General features: G+C 73.2%; 16 protein-coding genes. 12 read left to right on the forward strand and 4 right to left on the reverse strand.

Annotation, left to right across the window (positions count from 1 at the left end; all coding sequences use genetic code 11):
* Positions 1-8: 8 nt before the first annotated feature.
* Positions 9-833 (forward strand): ABC transporter permease, encoded by an 825-nt coding sequence (locus OG780_RS30270; protein WP_328453468.1) that lies wholly within the window; start codon positions 9-11, stop codon positions 831-833.
* Between the two features lie 34 nt (positions 834-867).
* Entirely contained in the window at positions 868-1,575 is a 708-nt protein-coding gene (locus OG780_RS30275; protein WP_328453470.1) for an AAA family ATPase, read from the forward strand.
* A 325-nt stretch (positions 1,576-1,900) separates the two neighbouring features.
* On the opposite strand, the gene ybaK is transcribed toward OG780_RS30275, so the two are convergent.
* The 4 genes from ybaK to OG780_RS30295 all read right to left on the reverse strand — a co-directional run bounded on the left by ybaK (position 1,901) and on the right by OG780_RS30295 (position 6,093).
* Positions 1,901-2,398 (reverse strand): Cys-tRNA(Pro) deacylase, encoded by a 498-nt coding sequence (gene ybaK, locus OG780_RS30280; protein WP_328453472.1) that lies wholly within the window; start codon positions 2,396-2,398, stop codon positions 1,901-1,903.
* A gap of 17 nt (positions 2,399-2,415) precedes the next feature.
* A complete protein-coding gene (locus tag OG780_RS30285) occupies positions 2,416-3,156 on the reverse strand; it encodes an LON peptidase substrate-binding domain-containing protein (protein WP_328453473.1) in 741 nt (246 codons plus the stop codon).
* An 11-nt stretch (positions 3,157-3,167) separates the two neighbouring features.
* A complete protein-coding gene (locus OG780_RS30290; protein ID WP_443062233.1) occupies positions 3,168-4,220 on the reverse strand; it encodes a hypothetical protein in 1,053 nt (350 codons plus the stop codon).
* A 292-nt stretch (positions 4,221-4,512) separates the two neighbouring features.
* Entirely contained in the window at positions 4,513-6,093 is a 1,581-nt protein-coding gene (locus OG780_RS30295; RefSeq protein ID WP_328453477.1) for an oxidoreductase, read from the reverse strand.
* A gap of 174 nt (positions 6,094-6,267) precedes the next feature.
* Between OG780_RS30295 and hisD the strand changes: the two genes are divergently transcribed.
* The 10 genes from hisD (at position 6,268) to OG780_RS30345 (ending at position 16,102) form a co-directional block, all read left to right on the forward strand.
* Positions 6,268-7,593 carry a histidinol dehydrogenase gene (hisD, locus tag OG780_RS30300; RefSeq protein ID WP_328453479.1) on the forward strand — a complete coding sequence of 442 codons (1,326 nt, stop codon included), beginning with the start codon at positions 6,268-6,270 and terminating at the stop codon, positions 7,591-7,593.
* Positions 7,590-8,726 (forward strand): histidinol-phosphate transaminase, encoded by a 1,137-nt coding sequence (locus tag OG780_RS30305; protein WP_328453481.1) that lies wholly within the window; start codon positions 7,590-7,592, stop codon positions 8,724-8,726. Before hisD ends, OG780_RS30305 begins: the two co-directional genes overlap by 4 nt.
* On the forward strand, positions 8,723-9,316 hold the full coding sequence (gene hisB / locus OG780_RS30310) for an imidazoleglycerol-phosphate dehydratase HisB (protein ID WP_266757720.1): 594 nt from the start codon (positions 8,723-8,725) through the stop codon (positions 9,314-9,316). Before OG780_RS30305 ends, hisB begins: the two co-directional genes overlap by 4 nt.
* On the forward strand, positions 9,313-9,477 hold the full coding sequence (locus OG780_RS30315) for a hypothetical protein (RefSeq protein WP_326788335.1): 165 nt from the start codon (positions 9,313-9,315) through the stop codon (positions 9,475-9,477). The genes hisB and OG780_RS30315 overlap by 4 nt, the downstream gene beginning before the upstream one ends.
* Positions 9,468-10,115 (forward strand): imidazole glycerol phosphate synthase subunit HisH, encoded by a 648-nt coding sequence (gene hisH, locus OG780_RS30320; protein ID WP_328458486.1) that lies wholly within the window; start codon positions 9,468-9,470, stop codon positions 10,113-10,115. The genes OG780_RS30315 and hisH overlap by 10 nt, the downstream gene beginning before the upstream one ends.
* Positions 10,112-10,837, forward strand: a complete 726-nt coding sequence (gene priA / locus OG780_RS30325; protein ID WP_328453485.1) for a bifunctional 1-(5-phosphoribosyl)-5-((5-phosphoribosylamino)methylideneamino)imidazole-4-carboxamide isomerase/phosphoribosylanthranilate isomerase PriA — start codon at positions 10,112-10,114, stop codon at positions 10,835-10,837. Before hisH ends, priA begins: the two co-directional genes overlap by 4 nt.
* The gene (locus tag OG780_RS30330; protein ID WP_443062234.1) at positions 10,834-11,304 is read left to right on the forward strand and encodes a RidA family protein; all 471 of its coding nucleotides are present in this window, start codon (positions 10,834-10,836) and stop codon (positions 11,302-11,304) included. Before priA ends, OG780_RS30330 begins: the two co-directional genes overlap by 4 nt.
* Positions 11,301-12,056, forward strand: a complete 756-nt coding sequence (gene hisF / locus OG780_RS30335) for an imidazole glycerol phosphate synthase subunit HisF (protein ID WP_328453487.1) — start codon at positions 11,301-11,303, stop codon at positions 12,054-12,056. The genes OG780_RS30330 and hisF overlap by 4 nt, the downstream gene beginning before the upstream one ends.
* 416 nt (positions 12,057-12,472) lie before the next feature.
* A complete protein-coding gene (bdeA, locus tag OG780_RS30340) occupies positions 12,473-13,453 on the forward strand; it encodes a bis(hydroxyethyl) terephthalate hydrolase (protein WP_443062235.1) in 981 nt (326 codons plus the stop codon).
* Positions 13,454-14,041: 588 nt separating this feature from the next.
* A complete protein-coding gene (locus tag OG780_RS30345) occupies positions 14,042-16,102 on the forward strand; it encodes a LuxR C-terminal-related transcriptional regulator (RefSeq protein ID WP_328453489.1) in 2,061 nt (686 codons plus the stop codon).
* Positions 16,103-16,202 lie beyond the last annotated feature (100 nt).

The following is a 16,202-nucleotide window of genomic DNA, read 5'->3' on the forward strand; positions in this document are numbered from 1 at the left end:
AGTTCGACGTGAGTGCCGTACCCGCTGGAGTGCTGCCGGGCAGCGTGCTGCCCCTGGCCGAGGACGCCGACGCCGATGCGGCGGAGCTGGGACCGCGGGCGCGGCTGTGGCCCTCGACGGCCGCCGTGTACCGGGCGCAGCTCTCCCGGGCCCGTGTCGCGCGCATCCCGCTGCTGTTCGTGGCCACCTTCCAGTCCCTCGGCATCATGATCATGATGCGTGGGGTGGTGGACGGAGGCGCCGAGGCGCGGGCCGTGGTCGCCGGGTCGACGGTCCTGGTCGTCGCCTTCGTCGCCCTCAACCTGCTCGCGCAGTACTTCGGGCAGCTTCGGGCGAGCGGCGGGCTCGACCACTACGCGACGCTGCCGGTGCCGCCGGCGGCCGTGGTGCTCGGTGCCGCGGCCGCGTACGCGTCCTTCACCGTGCCCGGCACCGTCGTCACCGCCGTCTTCGGGTGCCTGCTGTTCGGGCTGCCGCTGGCCCATCTGTGGGTGCTGGCCGCGGTCGTCCCGCTCGCGGGTGCCGCCCTCGCCGGGCTCGGGGCCGCGTTCGGGCTGCTCGCGCCGCGGCCCGAGCTGGCCACCCTGCTCGGCCAGATGGGCATGTCCGCGGCCCTGCTGCTGGGCGTTCTCCCGGCGGACCGGATGCCGGCCCCGGTGCAGTACCTCCGGGACCTGCTGCCCTCGACCTACGGTGTCGAGGCCTTCGCCCGCACCTTCGCAGCGGCTCCCGACTGGGCCGCCGTCGTCGGTGATCTGGCCGTCTGCGCCGGAGTCGGGGTGGTCTCGCTGGCCCTCGCGGCCTGGGCCTACCGCCGGGCGGCCGTCCGGTGACGCGGCCGACAGCGACGCCTGGCACGATGGCAGGGTGACCGCTCCGCTGACTCCACCTCCGCCGCCGCACGAACAGTCCCCCGAGGACCGGCGGGAACCGTACCCTGCCTGGCAGACCCGGCCCGCTCCCGGCCCGGCGGGTCATCCCGTGTACCCGGGCGCGTACGAGGTCTCCTACGGACAGGACGGCCCCGGGATGAAGACCGAAGTGCGGGAGGCCGCCGTGATCACGATCGCGGTCGCTCTCGCGGGGGCTCTGCTCGGGGTGCTCTGGTCGTGGCTGGCGCCGCACGTGCCGTTGATCGCGGACGCCACCACGGTGTACATCAAGGACACCGAGGGCGAGCAGGCCATCGGCGTGGACGGAACCTTCACCCTGCTCGCGCTGGGCTTCGGAGCGCTGAGCGCGCTGGTCGTGTTCCTCGTACGACGGCGTGGCGGTGTGCCTCTGGTGATCGCGCTCGCCCTGGGCGGCCTGCTCGGATCGCTGCTCGCCTGGCGGGTCGGGATCTGGCTCGGACCCACACAGAACGTGGTCGCGCACGCCAAGGCCGTGGGCAAGGGCGTCACGTTCTCCGCGCCGCTGAAGCTCGGGGCCAAGGGCGCGCTGCTGGCGTGGTCCCTGAGCGCCCTGGTGGTCCACCTCGGCCTCATGGCCCTGTTCGGCCCCCGTGACCCCGATCCGTACCAGCAGAACCCCTACCCGGTCACCGCGCCGCCGCCGGGACCTCCGGCCGCCTAGGGTCACACCCCCTGGTCTCCGCCTTGACAGGCCGGACAGGTCGGTCCTCGGCCCTGCCCCGGACGGGCGGCAGGGCCGGCCGGGCGCCGGGAGAACGGCTGTCCGGGCCGGCCCTTCGGTGCGGAGCGTGGGTCATGCGGGACGGCGGCCGTGGTTCGAACGGCCCTTCTTGATGCGCCACCTGCGTTTCCGCGTTCTCTTCGACATGCCACTCGTGCTTAACCGAGGAAGAGGCATCCGTCGAGGGGCCGCGCAGGCCGCCGCCTTCGAGGGGTCCTGGACGGCCGGACGGGTGCCGGCACCGGCAGGGCCGCCGAGCGGCAGGTCACGTCCGTCCGACGGGCGCGGACACCGCCTCCGTGAGCTTCGCGAGGTCGGCGGGGGAGAGCTCGACCTCCATGCCGCGGCGGCCCGCCGAGACGCAGATCGTGTCGTGCCCGGAGGCCGAGGAGTCCAGGACGGTGCGGAGCCTCTTGCGCTGGCCGAGGGGCGAGATGCCGCCGCGGACGTACCCCGTCGTGCGCTCGGCCGCCGCCGGGTCGGCCATCGCCGCCCGCTTGCCGCCCACCGCCGTGGCGAGGGCCTTGAGGTCGAGCGAGCCCGCCACCGGGACGACCGCGACCACGAGCGCGCCGTCCACGTCCGCCACCAGGGTCTTGAAGACCCGCTCCGGCGACACGCCCATCGCCTCGGCCGCCTCCTCGCCGTAGGACGGGTGGGAGGGATCGTGCTCGTAGGCGTGGACGGTGAACGGGACGCCCGCCTCCGTCAGCGCCACCGTGGCGGGGGTGCCGCCGGACTGCTTCTTCGCCTTCTTGGCCATCGACCTTCTCGCAAGCGTCAGTTCAGGCTCGTCGGGCCGCGCGTCAGGTCCGACGCGGGCAACGACGGCAGATTACGGATGATGGCCGTCTCGGCGCGCAGCACCTTCAGCTCCTCGCGCAGCCTGGAGGCCGTGTCGGGGGCCTGGAGCAGCCGCTGTCGGGCCGGGACGTCCAGCATCACCGCGGCGGCGACGAGGTAGGAGACGACCGCCGGTTCGTCCGGCAGGTCCGCGCCGGTCGACAGCGAGCGCTCGCGCGCACCGGCCAGCCGCTTCTGGTACTGCCGGAAGGCGCGCAGGACCCCCTCGGCGAGCGCCCCGGCCTCGTCGCCCGGGTCCTCCGGGAGTTCCTCCAGCTCGGCCGTCAGGAACGCCCCGGAGGCGTCCACCGACAGCAGCCGGACCCGTGTCGTGCCGGTCGCCAGCACCTCGAAGCTGCCGTCGGCGCGCTCCCGGACGGTCGCCGCGTCCGCGACGCAGCCCACCTCGTGGAAGGCCGCGAGCGGATCGTCCCCGAACCCGGCGGCGGGGCCGCGGTCGGGCACGGCGGTCCCGTCGGGCATGCCGGGCGCGCTGGGCGAGACCTCATGGCCGTCGCGGATGGCGACGACGGCGAATCGGCGGGATTCGTCCTCGGGCGTCTTGAGCAGATCGCGCATCATGGCGCGATAGCGCTCCTCGAACACGTTCAGAGGAAGCACGAGCCCGGGGAACAGCACCGAGTTCAGGGGGAAGAGCGGGAGCCGGACGGTGGTCACGACGGGAAAGCCTAATGGTCGACGGAGCGGACGAGTCCGCCGTACCCGATCCGTGGGAGCAGACTGGGGGCACGATCCCGCAGCGGAAGCCCCGAAGCCACCTCCAGACGGACCCCGTCGCGCAGCTCCAGGTACTGGCCGAGCGGGTCGTCGGAGACCCGGGCCCAGGGGAACGAGGTCACGTACGGGCCGATGAGACGGAGCTGCTCCAGGGCGTCCTGCCAGCGCTCCAGCCGGACCAGGACGTAGGCCAGCAGGTTGCGCACCTCGGCGGGCCACGGGTCGGCGGCGGTGTAGGCGGCGGAGACCGAGATCGCGAGGTCGGCCGCGGCGTCCAGGCGCTCGCGCGGCACCTCGGGACCGCCGCCCTCGGTCAGATAGGCGAAGGCCGCGCGCACCGGCAGTGCCTGGACCAGGGAGCCCGGCAGGGCGTCCTGCGCGGCGGGCTCGGCGAAGTCGAAGCACTCGGTGTGCGAGCCGTACCAGGCGGCGGAGAGGTACTGCAGAGCGGCCACGTGACAGCCGTAGTGGTGCGGGGAGCGCCGGACGGCCTGGGCCCAGAGCTGCTCGAAGCCGGTGTGCCCGACGTTGGTGCCGCGGGCCTGGTCGAGCGCGATCCGCCACGGCACCGGGTCGCGCGGATCGCCCTCGGCGGCGGACATGATCAGCGGGCCGACCTCGCGCAGCAGTTCCACCCGTGCGGGCGACTCCCAGCCGCGGCGGACGGCCAGTTCGGCCTTGACGAGCAAGGCGTCCGGGTCGTGCGGGGCGTCGGCCTGCCACCGCCTGAGCCATTCGTCGCGGGAGCGCGCGAAGGCGGCGAGGCGTACGGCGTACCGGTCGCGGTCCTCCCACTCGGCGGAAGCGCGGGTGGCGGCCAGCAGCCCGGCCGCGGGGGCGTACTCGCCCTGGGCCGCGGCGACGAGTGCCGGTCCCAGGCGGTGGTCGGGGGCGTCGAGCAGCACCTCCTCGTCGGCCGGCAGTCCGGCGGCGAGGCGTGAGGTGTGCCGTGCCATCCGGGCGGTACGGAGGAGCGCGCTCAGCAGTGCCATGGTGTCGACCATTGAAAACCGCAGGTCGGAGCTGTGCCAGAGGCGATCGGTGACGCTTTCGTAAAGCCAATTGGTTGTGCGCTACATGGTCAAGGTCGGGCAAAGCGTGATCTGCTTCCGGTGCGCCGACCGTGGACGGCCGTTCGGCGACCGTGGACGGCCGTGCGCCGAACATGAACGTCCGTGCGAACGACGCGGGCGTCCGTGCGACGTCCGTGCCATGACTGCGCGATGCCTGCGCCATGACTGGGCGATGCCTGTGCGACGACGGGGGGGGCGGTGCCTGCGCTGCGACCGGGTGACGTCAGCCGCGGCGCAGCAGCCGGGTGGCGCCGGCGGCCACCGTCGTCGCCAGGACCCAGCCGAGCAGAACCACCGCCGCGGCCAGCCACTGCCAGCCGCCGCGCAGTTGCCAGAAGCCTGCCTGGCCCAGGTCGATGACCGGCAGCAGCAGGTCAAGGGCGTAGAGCGAGGCGTTCCACGCGGGGTGCCCGTCGGTGTTGACCGGCCGGTGCTCGGCGTGCGCGAAGGCGACCGACGTCGCCGCCCACAGCACCGCCATCCACAGGGCGGCGCGCCCGGGACGGTATCCGTAGGCGACCGTCATGTCCTGCGCGTAGCCCCAGAACTTGGCGGCCAGCGGCAGGGTCTCGCGGCGGCGGCGCTGCTTGGCGAGCAGCACCTCGCGGGCGTCCTCGTCCTCACCGGAGTCGCGCAGCACGGCGGCGAGGCGCTCGTACGGCTCGGGGGCGTACTCGGCGGTGGCCGCCGCCACCCACTCCAGGCGCCGGGTCAGCGGGAAGGCACCCTGCGGGACCAGGTTCTCGTACGTGAAGCCGCCCATGTGCAGGCTGCCGGGGCCCGGCCAGCTCGACGCCCGGTCGACCAGGTTGACGATCCGCGCGCCGGACAGCACGACCTTGCCGCGTTCGGGCCGGTCGCCGAGGAAGCGCAGCTCGGGCGTCTGCACCCGCAGCAGCGACAGTTCCTGGTCGTCGTCGAAGGTGAAGCGGGCCCGGTCGAAGTCGACCGCGTCCCCGAAGCGCCCGTCGTCCAGACGGATCCCGCCCTGGCACTCGAACCGCTGCACCAGGGTGCCGCGCGCCGGTGTGGTGCCGCTGGTCATCAGCGGATTGCCGAGGCCCGCGGGGGTCATGTAGAGCGTGCGGTTGACGGTGAGCTGAGGGGCGTTGAGGGCGAGCCGGGTGTACGGGTTGCTGAGCCTGCTGCCGCGCAGGCTCAGCGACACGCCGACGGTCGCGCCGCGCAGACTGAGTTCGCCGTGCGACTCCAGCATCTCGGCCTGGAGGTCCTGGCCGACGGTCATGCCGTCGCCGGTGATCGAACGCCCGCGCCGGTCCCGGTAGACCACCGCCTGGTTGAGCAGCAGATCCGTCCCGATGTGCGCGTCGGTCAGCCGTACCCCGTTGTGGAAGCGGCAGCGCGGCAGATGCAGATCGCCCTCGGTGTGCAGCCGGGCCGCCTCCAGCCGGGGCACCGCGCAGTCCACCAGCCGCAGCGTCGTGAACCGGGACTCCGGCAGCAGCACCTCCTTCTCGAACCGGCACCCCTTCAGCTCCACGTACGGCACCACCGTGCCGCCCGCGAGGTCGAGCACACCGGTGATCCGTACGCCCGTCAGCTTCAGGGAGGGGACCCGGCCCTGGAGGGCGGGCGGCCCGTCGAGCAGCAGCCAGGCCACTATCCGGGCCCGGACACTGCGCTCGGGCCCCCAGGGACGGCCGCCGTGCGGATCGTCGACGGCCGTGTCCCCGTTGCGCAGGTCGTACGCGCTGCCGTTGCGGAAGGCCTGCCACATCCCCGCCTCGGCGGCGGTCAGCTCGTCCGGCAGGTCCCCGGTACGCAGGCCGGCACCATCGGTCACGGCACCTCACTTCCTCCCCGGCTACTCGCGGGTTCGTACGTTCGTGCAATGCCCGTTCAGTGACGGCGTGAACGCTCCTGGTGAAGGAGGATCTTCCGCGGAGGCGAAGGTGGCTTGTATCAGCCACTGATACAGGCGTCCGGCGCCCTGCCGCCGTCTGAGAGAATTGAGTCCGTGATCTCCCGAATCGATCTGCGCGGCGACGCCCTCCCCGAGGGCCCCGCCCTGCGCGACCTGCTGCCCCGAGCCGACTTCGACGTCTCGGCCGCCCTGGAGAAGGTGCGACCGATCTGCGAGGCCGTACATCATCGGGGCGACGCGGCGCTGATCGACTACGCGGAGAAGTTCGACGGAGTACGGCTGGAGTCCGTACGCGTCCCGGCCCGGGCCCTCGCCGACGCCCTGGAGCAGCTCGACCCCGCCGTGCGCGCGGCCCTGGAGGAGTCGATCCGCCGCACCCGTCTCGTCCACCGCGCACAGCGCCGTACGACGCACACCACCCAGGTCGTGCCCGGAGGCTCGGTCACCGAGAAGTGGGTGCCGGTCGGCCGGGTCGGGCTGTACGCGCCCGGCGGCCGGTCGGTGTACCCGTCATCCGTGATCATGAACGTGGTCCCGGCACAGGAAGCCGGCGTCGGGTCCATCGCGCTCGCCTCCCCGGCCCAGTCCGCGTTCGGCGGCCTGCCGCACCCGACGATCCTCGCCGCCTGCGCCCTGCTCGGCGTCGACGAGGTGTACGCGGCCGGTGGCGCCACGGCCGTCGCGATGTTCGCCTACGGCACCGAGTCCTGCCCGTCCGCCGACATGGTCACCGGGCCGGGCAACATCTGGGTCGCCGCGGCCAAGCGCTACTTCACCGGCCGGATCGGCATCGACGCCGAGGCCGGCCCGACCGAGATCGCGGTCCTCGCGGACGACACCGCCGACCCCGCGCACATCGCCGCCGACCTGATCAGCCAGGCCGAGCACGACCCGCTCGCCGCCGCCGTCCTGGTCACCGACTCGCCGGACCTCGCGGACGCCGTGGAGAAGGAGCTGGAGCCGCAGGTCGCGGCCACCAAGCACATCGACGACCGGATCGTCCCGGCCCTGAGCGGCAGGCAGTCCGCGATCGTCCTCGTCGACGGCGTCGACGAGGGCCTCAGGGTCGTCGACGCGTACGGCGCCGAGCACCTGGAGATCCAGACCGCGGACGCGGCGGCGGTCGCCGACCGGGTCAGGAACGCCGGAGCGATCTTCGTCGGCCCCTGGGCCCCGGTCTCGCTCGGCGACTACGCGGCGGGCTCCAACCACGTCCTGCCCACCGGCGGCTGCGCCTGTCACTCCTCGGGCCTGTCCGTCCAGTCCTTCCTGCGCGGCATCCACATCGTCGACTACACGAAGGACGCGCTCGCCGACGTCGCCCATCACGTGGTGACGCTGGCGGAGGCGGAGGACCTGCCCGCGCACGGCGCGGCGATCAAGGCGAGGTTCGGCTGGAAGGTACCCGAGGGCAAGTGACCGGCATCGACGATCTCCCCGTACGGGACGAACTGCGCGGCAAGACCCCCTACGGCGCACCCCAACTGGACGTCCCCGTACGCCTGAACACCAACGAGAACCCCTACCCGCTGCCCGAGGCGCTCGTCGAGCGGATCACCGAGCGGGTCCGCGAGGCCGCCCGCGGCCTCAACCGCTACCCCGACCGCGACGCGGTGGAGCTGCGCACCGAGCTGGCCGCCTATCTGACGAAGACCGGCAAGCACCCGGTCGGCGTCGAGAACGTCTGGGCCGCCAACGGCTCGAACGAGGTCATCCAGCAACTGCTCCAGACCTTCGGCGGACCCGGCCGCAGCGCGATCGGCTTCGAGCCGTCGTACTCGATGCACGCGCTCATCGCGCGCGGCACGGGCACGGCCTGGATCTCGGGCCCGCGCAACGAGGACTTCACCATCGACCTCGTCGCCGCCGAGCGGGCGATCGCCGAGAACCGGCCGGACGTCGTCTTCATCACCACCCCGAACAACCCCACGGGCAACGCGGTCCCGCCCGGGACGGTCCTCGCGCTCTACGAGGCCGCCCAGGCGGCGAAGCCGTCGATGGTCGTGATCGACGAGGCGTACATCGAGTTCAGCCACGGCGACTCGCTGCTGCCGCTGCTGGAAGGACGGCCGAATCTCGTCGTCTCCCGGACGATGTCGAAGGCCTTCGGCGCGGCGGGACTGCGCCTCGGCTACCTCGCCGCCCACCCGGCGGTCGTGGACGCCGTCCAGCTCGTCCGGCTGCCCTACCACCTGTCGGCCGTCACCCAGGCGACCGCGCTGGCCGCCCTGGAACACACCGACACCCTGCTCGGATACGTGGAGCAGCTGAAGGCCGAACGGGACCGGCTGGTCATCGAACTGCGCGCGATGGGCTGCGAGGTGACCGAGTCGGACGCGAACTTCGTGCAGTTCGGACGGTTCGCCGACACCCACGCGGCCTGGCGCGCGATCCTCGACCAGGGCGTCCTGGTCCGGGACAACGGCGTACCGGGGTGGCTGCGGGTCTCCGCCGGAACCCCGAAGGAAAACGACGCGTTCCTCGACGCGGTACGTGAACTACTGGGCTCTGTGGGGGACGACCCCACATCCCCGAAGGAGCAGAGCGCATGAACCGCGTAGGACGCGTGGAGCGGGTGACGAAGGAGACGTCGGTCCTCGTCGAGATCGATCTCGACGGCTCCGGCAAGGTCGACGTGGCCACCGGCGTCGGCTTCTACGACCACATGCTCGACCAGCTCGGCCGGCACGGTCTGTTCGACCTGACCGTGAAGACCGAGGGCGATCTGCACATCGACTCGCACCACACCATCGAGGACACCGCCCTCGCCCTCGGCGCCGCCTTCAAGCAGGCACTCGGCGACAAGGTGGGCATCTACCGCTTCGGCAACTGCACCGTCCCGCTGGACGAGTCGCTCGCCCAGGTCACCGTCGACCTGTCCGGCCGCCCCTACCTCGTGCACACCGAGCCCGAGAAGATGGCGCCGATGATCGGCGAGTACGACACGACGATGACCCGGCACATCCTGGAGTCCTTCGTCGCCCAGGCCCAGATCGCCCTGCACGTGCACGTCCCCTACGGACGCAACGCGCACCACATCGTGGAGTGCCAGTTCAAGGCGCTGGCCCGGGCCCTGCGTTACGCCTCCGAGCGCGACCCGCGCGCAGCCGGCATCCTCCCCTCCACTAAGGGCGCACTGTGACAGGCCTTTCCAGCATTCTCATCGTCGTCGGTCTCTTCCTCGCCGGAGGGATCTACTCCTTCGTCAAGCAGGACATGCCCAGGAGCCTCGTCGTCCTGCTCTCCATCGGCGCCGCGATGTGCCTCGTCGCGGGCGTCATGAGGCTGGAGGTCTGGAGTTGAGCGCGTCCAGGAAGGTCGTCGTCTTCGACTACGGCTTCGGGAACGTACGCTCCGCCGAGCGCGCCCTCGCCCGCGCGGGCGCCGAGGTCGAGATCACCCGCGACTTCGACACCGCGATGAACGCGGACGGGCTGCTGGTTCCGGGCGTCGGCGCCTTCGCCGCCTGCATGCAGGGCCTCAGGGAGGCGCGAGGCGACTGGATCATCGGCCGTCGGCTGTCCGGCGGGCGCCCCGTCATGGGCATCTGCGTCGGCATGCAGATCCTCTTCACCCGCGGCATCGAGCACGGCGTGGAGACCGAGGGCCTCGACGAGTGGCCGGGCACGGTCGGACCGCTGGAGGCCGACGTCGTGCCCCACATGGGCTGGAACACCGTCGACACCCCGGAGGGCTCCGAGGCCTTCGCGGGCCTCGACGCCGACGCGCGGTTCTACTTCGTCCACTCCTACGCCGTCCACGACTGGTCGCTGGAAGTCGGCAACCCGCTGCTGCGCGCACCCCTGGTGACCTGGTCCACGCACGGCAAGCCCTTCGTGGCGGCCGTCGAGAACGGCGCCCTGTGGGCCACCCAGTTCCACCCCGAGAAGTCCGGCGACGCCGGAGCCCAGCTCCTCACCAACTGGATCGGAACACTGTGAGCAAGCTCGAACTCCTCCCCGCCGTCGACGTCCGCGACGGCCAGGCCGTCCGCCTCGTGCACGGCGAGTCCGGGACCGAGACCTCCTACGGCTCCCCGCTGGAGGCCGCCCTGGCCTGGCAGAGCGCCGGTGCCGAGTGGCTGCACCTCGTCGACCTGGACGCCGCGTTCGGCACCGGCGACAACCGCGCGCTGATCGCCGAGGTGACCGGGGCGATGGACATCAAGGTCGAACTGTCCGGCGGCATCCGAGACGACGAGACGCTCGCCGCCGCTCTCGCCACCGGCTGCACCCGCGTCAACCTCGGCACCGCCGCCCTGGAGACCCCCGAGTGGGTCGCCAAGGTCATCGCCGAGCACGGCGACAAGATCGCGGTCGGCCTCGACGTCCGCGGCACGACCCTGCGCGGCCGCGGCTGGACCCGCGACGGCGGCGACCTCTACGAGACGCTGGCGCGGCTCGACTCCGAGGGCTGCGCCCGCTACGTGGTGACGGACATCGCCAAGGACGGCACGCTCCAGGGCCCGAACCTGGAGCTGCTGCGCAACGTCTGCGCGGTGACCGACCGCCCGGTGGTGGCCTCCGGCGGTGTGTCGTCGCTGGACGACCTGCGCGCCATCGCCGAACTCGTACCGCTCGGCGTCGAGGGCTCGATCGTCGGCAAGGCCCTGTACGCCAAGGCGTTCACCCTGGAAGAGGCCCTGGCGGCGGTAGGCCGGTGAGCGCCGTACGCCGATTTTCGACCGGCGCGCCCTCGGAGGAGGCCTTCGGGTACTCCCGCGCGGTGGAGCTGCCGAACGGACTGGTGCTGGTGTCCGGCTGCACCTCGGTGGTCGACGGCGATGTCGTCGAGGGCGACCCGTACGAGCAGGCGGTCAACGCCTTCGGCGCCGCGTTCGCGGCCTTGGAGCAGCTCGGCCTGGGCCGCGAGGATGTTGTCCGCACACATATGCACATCACCCATGCCCGGGACGTTGAGGATGTTGGCCGCGCCCACAAGGCGCTGTTCGACGACATCCGCCCTGCCGCATCCATGATCATTGTCGAGGGTCTGGTGGACCCGCGGCTGGTGGTCGAGGTCGAGGTGGAGGCGTTCCGTCCGGACGGGGACCGTACGGAACGGTCCGGCGAGGACCGCGGCGCACGGTCCGGCGAGGACACCACAGAGCGGGGAGAAGCTCAGTCATGACGCTGGCGGTCCGAGTGATTCCCTGCCTGGACGTGGACAACGGCCGGGTCGTCAAGGGCGTCAACTTCCAGAACCTGCGCGACGCGGGCGACCCCGTCGAGATGGCCAAGGTGTACGACGCCGAGGGCGCCGACGAGCTCACGTTCCTGGACATCACCGCGTCCTCGGGCAACCGTGAGACCACGTACGACGTGGTGCGTCGCACGGCCGAGCAGGTCTTCATCCCGCTGACGGTCGGCGGCGGTGTCCGTACCGCCGAGGACGTCGACAAGCTGCTGCGGGCCGGCGCCGACAAGGTCGGTGTCAACACGGCCGCCATCGCCCGTCCCGACCTCATCCGGGAGATCGCGGAGCGGTTCGGGCGGCAGGTGCTCGTGCTGTCGGTGGACGCGCGCAGGACCGGGAGCGGTTCCTTCGAGGTGACCACCCACGGCGGCCGCCAGGGCACCGGCATCGACGCCGTCGAGTGGGCCCACCGGGCCGCCGAGCTGGGCGCGGGCGAGATCCTGCTCAACTCGATGGACGCCGACGGCACGAAGGACGGCTACGACATCGAGATGATCGAGGCCGTACGCAAGCACGTCACCGTTCCGCTGATCGCCAGCGGCGGAGCGGGCCGGCTCGACCATTTCCCGCCGGCCATCGGGGCGGGCGCCGACGCGGTGCTGGCCGCGTCCGTCTTCCACTTCGGCGACCTGCGGATCGGCGAGGTCAAGGAAACCCTGCGCGCGGCGGGGCATCCCGTCCGCTAGCCGGCCCCACCGGCGGCTTTCACAGCCGCGTACGGCCTTCGTCGCGGTCTCCGTCACGGGCCCGTACCCGGGCAGCCTCCGCTGCCGGGTACGGGCCGTTCGCCGTGTTCCGTGGCCGGCGTGGGGCCCGCGCGGTCGTGTCCCGGGGAGGCCGCTTCGCGGGAAAGGGGGCGCCTGCCGCCGCACCGTGAAGCCTCGCCCCGGTGGGGGAGGCCCGGCGGGGCGCAGGGGCGCGGTGGGCCAAGACCGGTGATTCTGCCGATGTACGGGCCGGTTCCGGGGCGGACAGTTGCCACCGCAACCACCGAGACGGACCCCCGCCGTCATCGCAGCGTGCGCCTTCCGACACCCATGCCAGGGCGGCGTTCCGACCGCGGCGCGGGTCCGTCCTCCCTCACCGAGAGGATGCATCCACCGTGCAGCAGCCGAACCGCCCCTTCCCCGCCGCACCCGTCGGCCCCGATCCGTCCCCCCGCCGCCCGCACCGGCTCACGAGCCGTCTGGCGCGGGCCGGTCTCGCGGTGCTCCTGGCCGCGGGCGGCCTCGTCGCCGCGCAGGCCACCGGAGCGCAGGCCGTCGCCGGAGCACCGGCCGTCTCGGCACAGGCCGCCGCGAACCCGTACGAGCGCGGCCCCGCCCCCACGAACGCCAGTATCGAGGCCGCGCGCGGGTCGTACGCCGTCTCCCAGACCACCGTCTCCTCGCTGTCCGTGAGCGGCTTCGGTGGCGGAACCGTCTACTACCCGACCTCGACCGCCGACGGCACCTTCGGGGCGGTCGTCATCTCACCCGGGTACACCGCCTACCAGTCGTCCATCTCCTGGCTCGGGCCCCGGCTCGCCTCCCAGGGCTTCGTGGTGTTCACCATCGACACCCTCACCACCCTCGACCAGCCCGACAGCCGCGGCCGGCAGTTGCTGGCCGCGCTCGACTACCTGACCCAGAGCAGTTCCGTCCGGACCAGGATCGACAGCAGCCGGCTCGGCGTGATGGGCCACTCGATGGGCGGCGGCGGCACGCTGGAGGCCGCGAAGAGCCGTCCCTCGCTCCAGGCGGCGATCCCGCTCACCGGCTGGAACCTGGACACCACCTGGCCGGAGATCAAGACGCCGACCCTGATCGTGGGCGCCGACGGCGACACGATCGCGCCGGTGGCCACCCACTCCGAGCCCTTCTACGCCAGTCTGCCGAGCACGCTCGACAAGGCGTACCTGGAACTCAGGGGCGCCACCCACTTCACGCCCAACAGCTCGAACACCACGATCGCGAAGTACAGCATTTCGTGGCTGAAGCGGTTCATCGACAATGACACCCGCTACGAGCAGTTCCTCTGCCCGCTGCCGCAGGCGTCCCTGACGATCGCCGAGTACCGGGGCAACTGCCCGCACACCTCCTGACCCGTCCCGCACGGTCTGTCCCGCACGGCCGGTCCACGGGGCCGGTGCGTGCGGGCCCGGTCCGTGCGGGGTGACGGCCGCCGTTCTCCGGCGGCCGTCACGTGTGTGTCCGGCCGCGGCGCCCGCGAGGGAGCCGCGGCCGTTGTGCGGGCGCACAAGCCTGGCCGGCCGGGCCTGGGAGTCTGCCCACCCGCCGTCCCCGCGAGGGCCTTGTCTTCCCAGGTCGGATGGGCTTTCCGGGCCCAGTCTCGCAAGCGAACGCGGGGCTTCCGCCATCGTTTACGCGGAAGTAACGTGACGGTCGTGACGGGAAACGCGACTGTGCCAAGTCTCCTCCGGACGGCGGCCCGGAGCTCATTACCGTTGCTCGTCCGGCACACGCCGGACGAGCCGGATGAGCCGGATGAGCCGGACGGGCCGGACCGTTCGGACCAGCGCCGCGCCCCCGGCCGGCCGCTCACCCCGGGGCACGATCCGCAACCGGACGAGCCTCGCCCGACGAACGCGCCCCGCCCGTCCGGTGTGCCCGAGGTGGCACGCCCGGCGGCCGGGCCCCGGCCGCCGGTGCCGGAGGCCCGGGAAGGGGCCGTGCCCGGTGCGGCGCCCGGTGGGGGCGGGGGCGGGTGCCCGGAGCCGGGTGTCCTGGGCGGGGGTCCGACGGGTCTGCTGCTGCTGGTGGCGGCCGAGCGGGAGCGGGACGCGAGGGGCGCCGGGGCGGACGCCGCGGTGATCGTCGGGGCGGCCGGAGCGGGCGGACTCGACGCGGACGCCCTCGATGCGGCGGAGGACGCGGGACTGATCCGCCTTGCCGGAGGCCGTGTCCAGCTCGTCGATCCCGGCCTGGCCGGCACCGTATACGCCGCCGTCCCGCCCGCCCGTAGGCGTGCGGCGCACCGGCTGCTGGCCGACGCCCACGCCGGGGGCCCGCACGCCCTGCCGGTCCTCTTCCACCGGGCCTCGGCGGCCGTCGCCCCCGCACCGGGCCTCGGCGACGCGCTGGCCGCCGCGGCGGAGCCGCCGGACGGCGGACCGACGCACGCGGAGCGCTCGGCGGCCTGGGCGCGGTCCGCCGAACTCGCCGTCTGCCAGGGGCTGCGCGCCGCCCGCCTGGTCAACGCCGCCGACCAGGCCCGGCTGGCCGGACTGCCGCACCGTGCGCGGGAGTTGCTCGCGCGGGCCGGGTGCGAGGGTCCGGCCGGTTCCGTGCGCGGCGCGGCCCAGCGGGTGAGCGGGCTGCTCGCGCTGCAGGACGGCCCGGTCGCCGACGCCCGCGAAGCACTGCTGCTGGCCGGCGAGTCGCTGGCTCCCGTCGACGCGCACCTCGCCCAGACCGCGCGGCTCGCCGCCGTCGAGGCGTCCTGGGCGATGGGGGACGTGGCGGCATGCGTGGAAGCCCTGGACGGGGGTCCCGCCCGGCCGGGATCCGACCCGCTGCTCGCGGCGTACCGGGCGGGGATGTCCGCGGTGATGCACGGCCGCCTGGACAGCGGACGGCAGCCGTTGCGGGAGGTGGTGGCCGGAGCGGGCGCCGCGGCCGGGGTGCTCGACGGCACGGAAGCCCTGCTGCGGGCCGGGAGCGCGGCCCTCGTCGTCGGCGACCTCGACGCAGCCGCTCGCGCCAACTCCCGGGCCCTCGCCGTGGCCAGGGCCCGGGGCCCGTACATCCTGGTCGCCCAGGCGCTGGAGCGGCTTGCCTACGGAGAGCTGCGGGCCGGCCGCCACGCCCGTGCCCGCGCCCACGCCGAGGACGGTCTGCGCACGGCCCTCGGCGCCGGTCAGGACAACCTCGCGGCGCACCACCACGCGATTCTCGCGCTGGTGGCGTCCGTGGAGGGTTCTCCGGAGGCCGTCGCGGAGCACGCCGCGGCCGCCGAACGTGTCGCGGCGGCCCATGGACTCGCGCAGGCGGCCACGCTGTCCCAGTGGGCACGCGCCCGCGCCGACCTGGCCCGCGGCCGGCTCCCCGAGGCCGCGGCGCGGCTCGGTCCCCTGGTCGGCGCCGGCCCGCGCCGCGGTCACTTCGCGGTACGGATGCTCGCCGTTCCCTGCTTCGTGGAAGCGGCGGCCCGCACGGGACAGACGGAGGCCGCCCGGTCGGCCGTGGGCGAGTTCGCGCGCTGGGCCGCGCAGGGCGCCGACCCCCAGGCCCCCGCTCAACTCGCGCGTTGCCGTGCGCTGTTGAGCGGCCCCGAGGAATGCGAGGCGCTGTTCGCCGCCGCGCTGGCCCGGCACGACGAGGTGGCCGGGGACTTTGAACGCGGCCGCACCCAACTCCTCTACGGCGGCTGGCTGCGACGCAGGCGCAGACCCGGTGAGGCGCGCGGCCGGCTGCGGGACGCGCTGGTGTCCTTCGAGCGGGGCGGGGCACTCGGCTGGGCCACGCAGGCGCGGGCCGAACTGCGGGCCACCGGAGACGCCGGGCCGGGCGAACCGGCAGGTCAGCTCACGCTTCTGACGCCCCAGCAACTTCGGATCGCCCGCTGTGTGGCGGAGGGGGCAACCAATCGCGAGGTGGCGCTGCGCCTGTCCGTGAGCACCCGCACCGTGGACCACCACCTGCGCAATGTCTTCGCCGCTCTGGGGGTCCGCTCCCGCGTCGAACTGTCCCGTCTGGTGGACCGGGCCGAGAAGACCACCGCACACCTCTAGGTACCGACCAGTAGGTATGTCATCCTGCGGGATCAGGAGGTCCGGAGCACCCGTGTGCCGCGCGTCGGCCGGCGGGGCAGCCCCGACCGAGCCGACTCCG

Source organism: Streptomyces sp. NBC_00386, assembly GCF_036063235.1.
Lineage (GTDB): Bacteria > Actinomycetota > Actinomycetes > Streptomycetales > Streptomycetaceae > Streptomyces.

What these genes read in the sequence shown, in the direction of transcription:
- ybaK (WP_328453472.1), bottom strand. Translation starts at nt 2,398, where the DNA reads ATGGCCAAGAAGGCGAAGAAGCAGTCCGGCGGCACCCCCGCCACGGTG.
- OG780_RS30290 (WP_443062233.1), bottom strand. Translation starts at nt 4,220, where the DNA reads ATGGTCGACACCATGGCACTGCTGAGCGCGCTCCTCCGTACCGCCCGG.
- hisB (WP_266757720.1), top strand. Translation starts at nt 8,723, where the DNA reads ATGAACCGCGTAGGACGCGTGGAGCGGGTGACGAAGGAGACGTCGGTC.
- hisF (WP_328453487.1), top strand. Translation starts at nt 11,301, where the DNA reads ATGACGCTGGCGGTCCGAGTGATTCCCTGCCTGGACGTGGACAACGGC.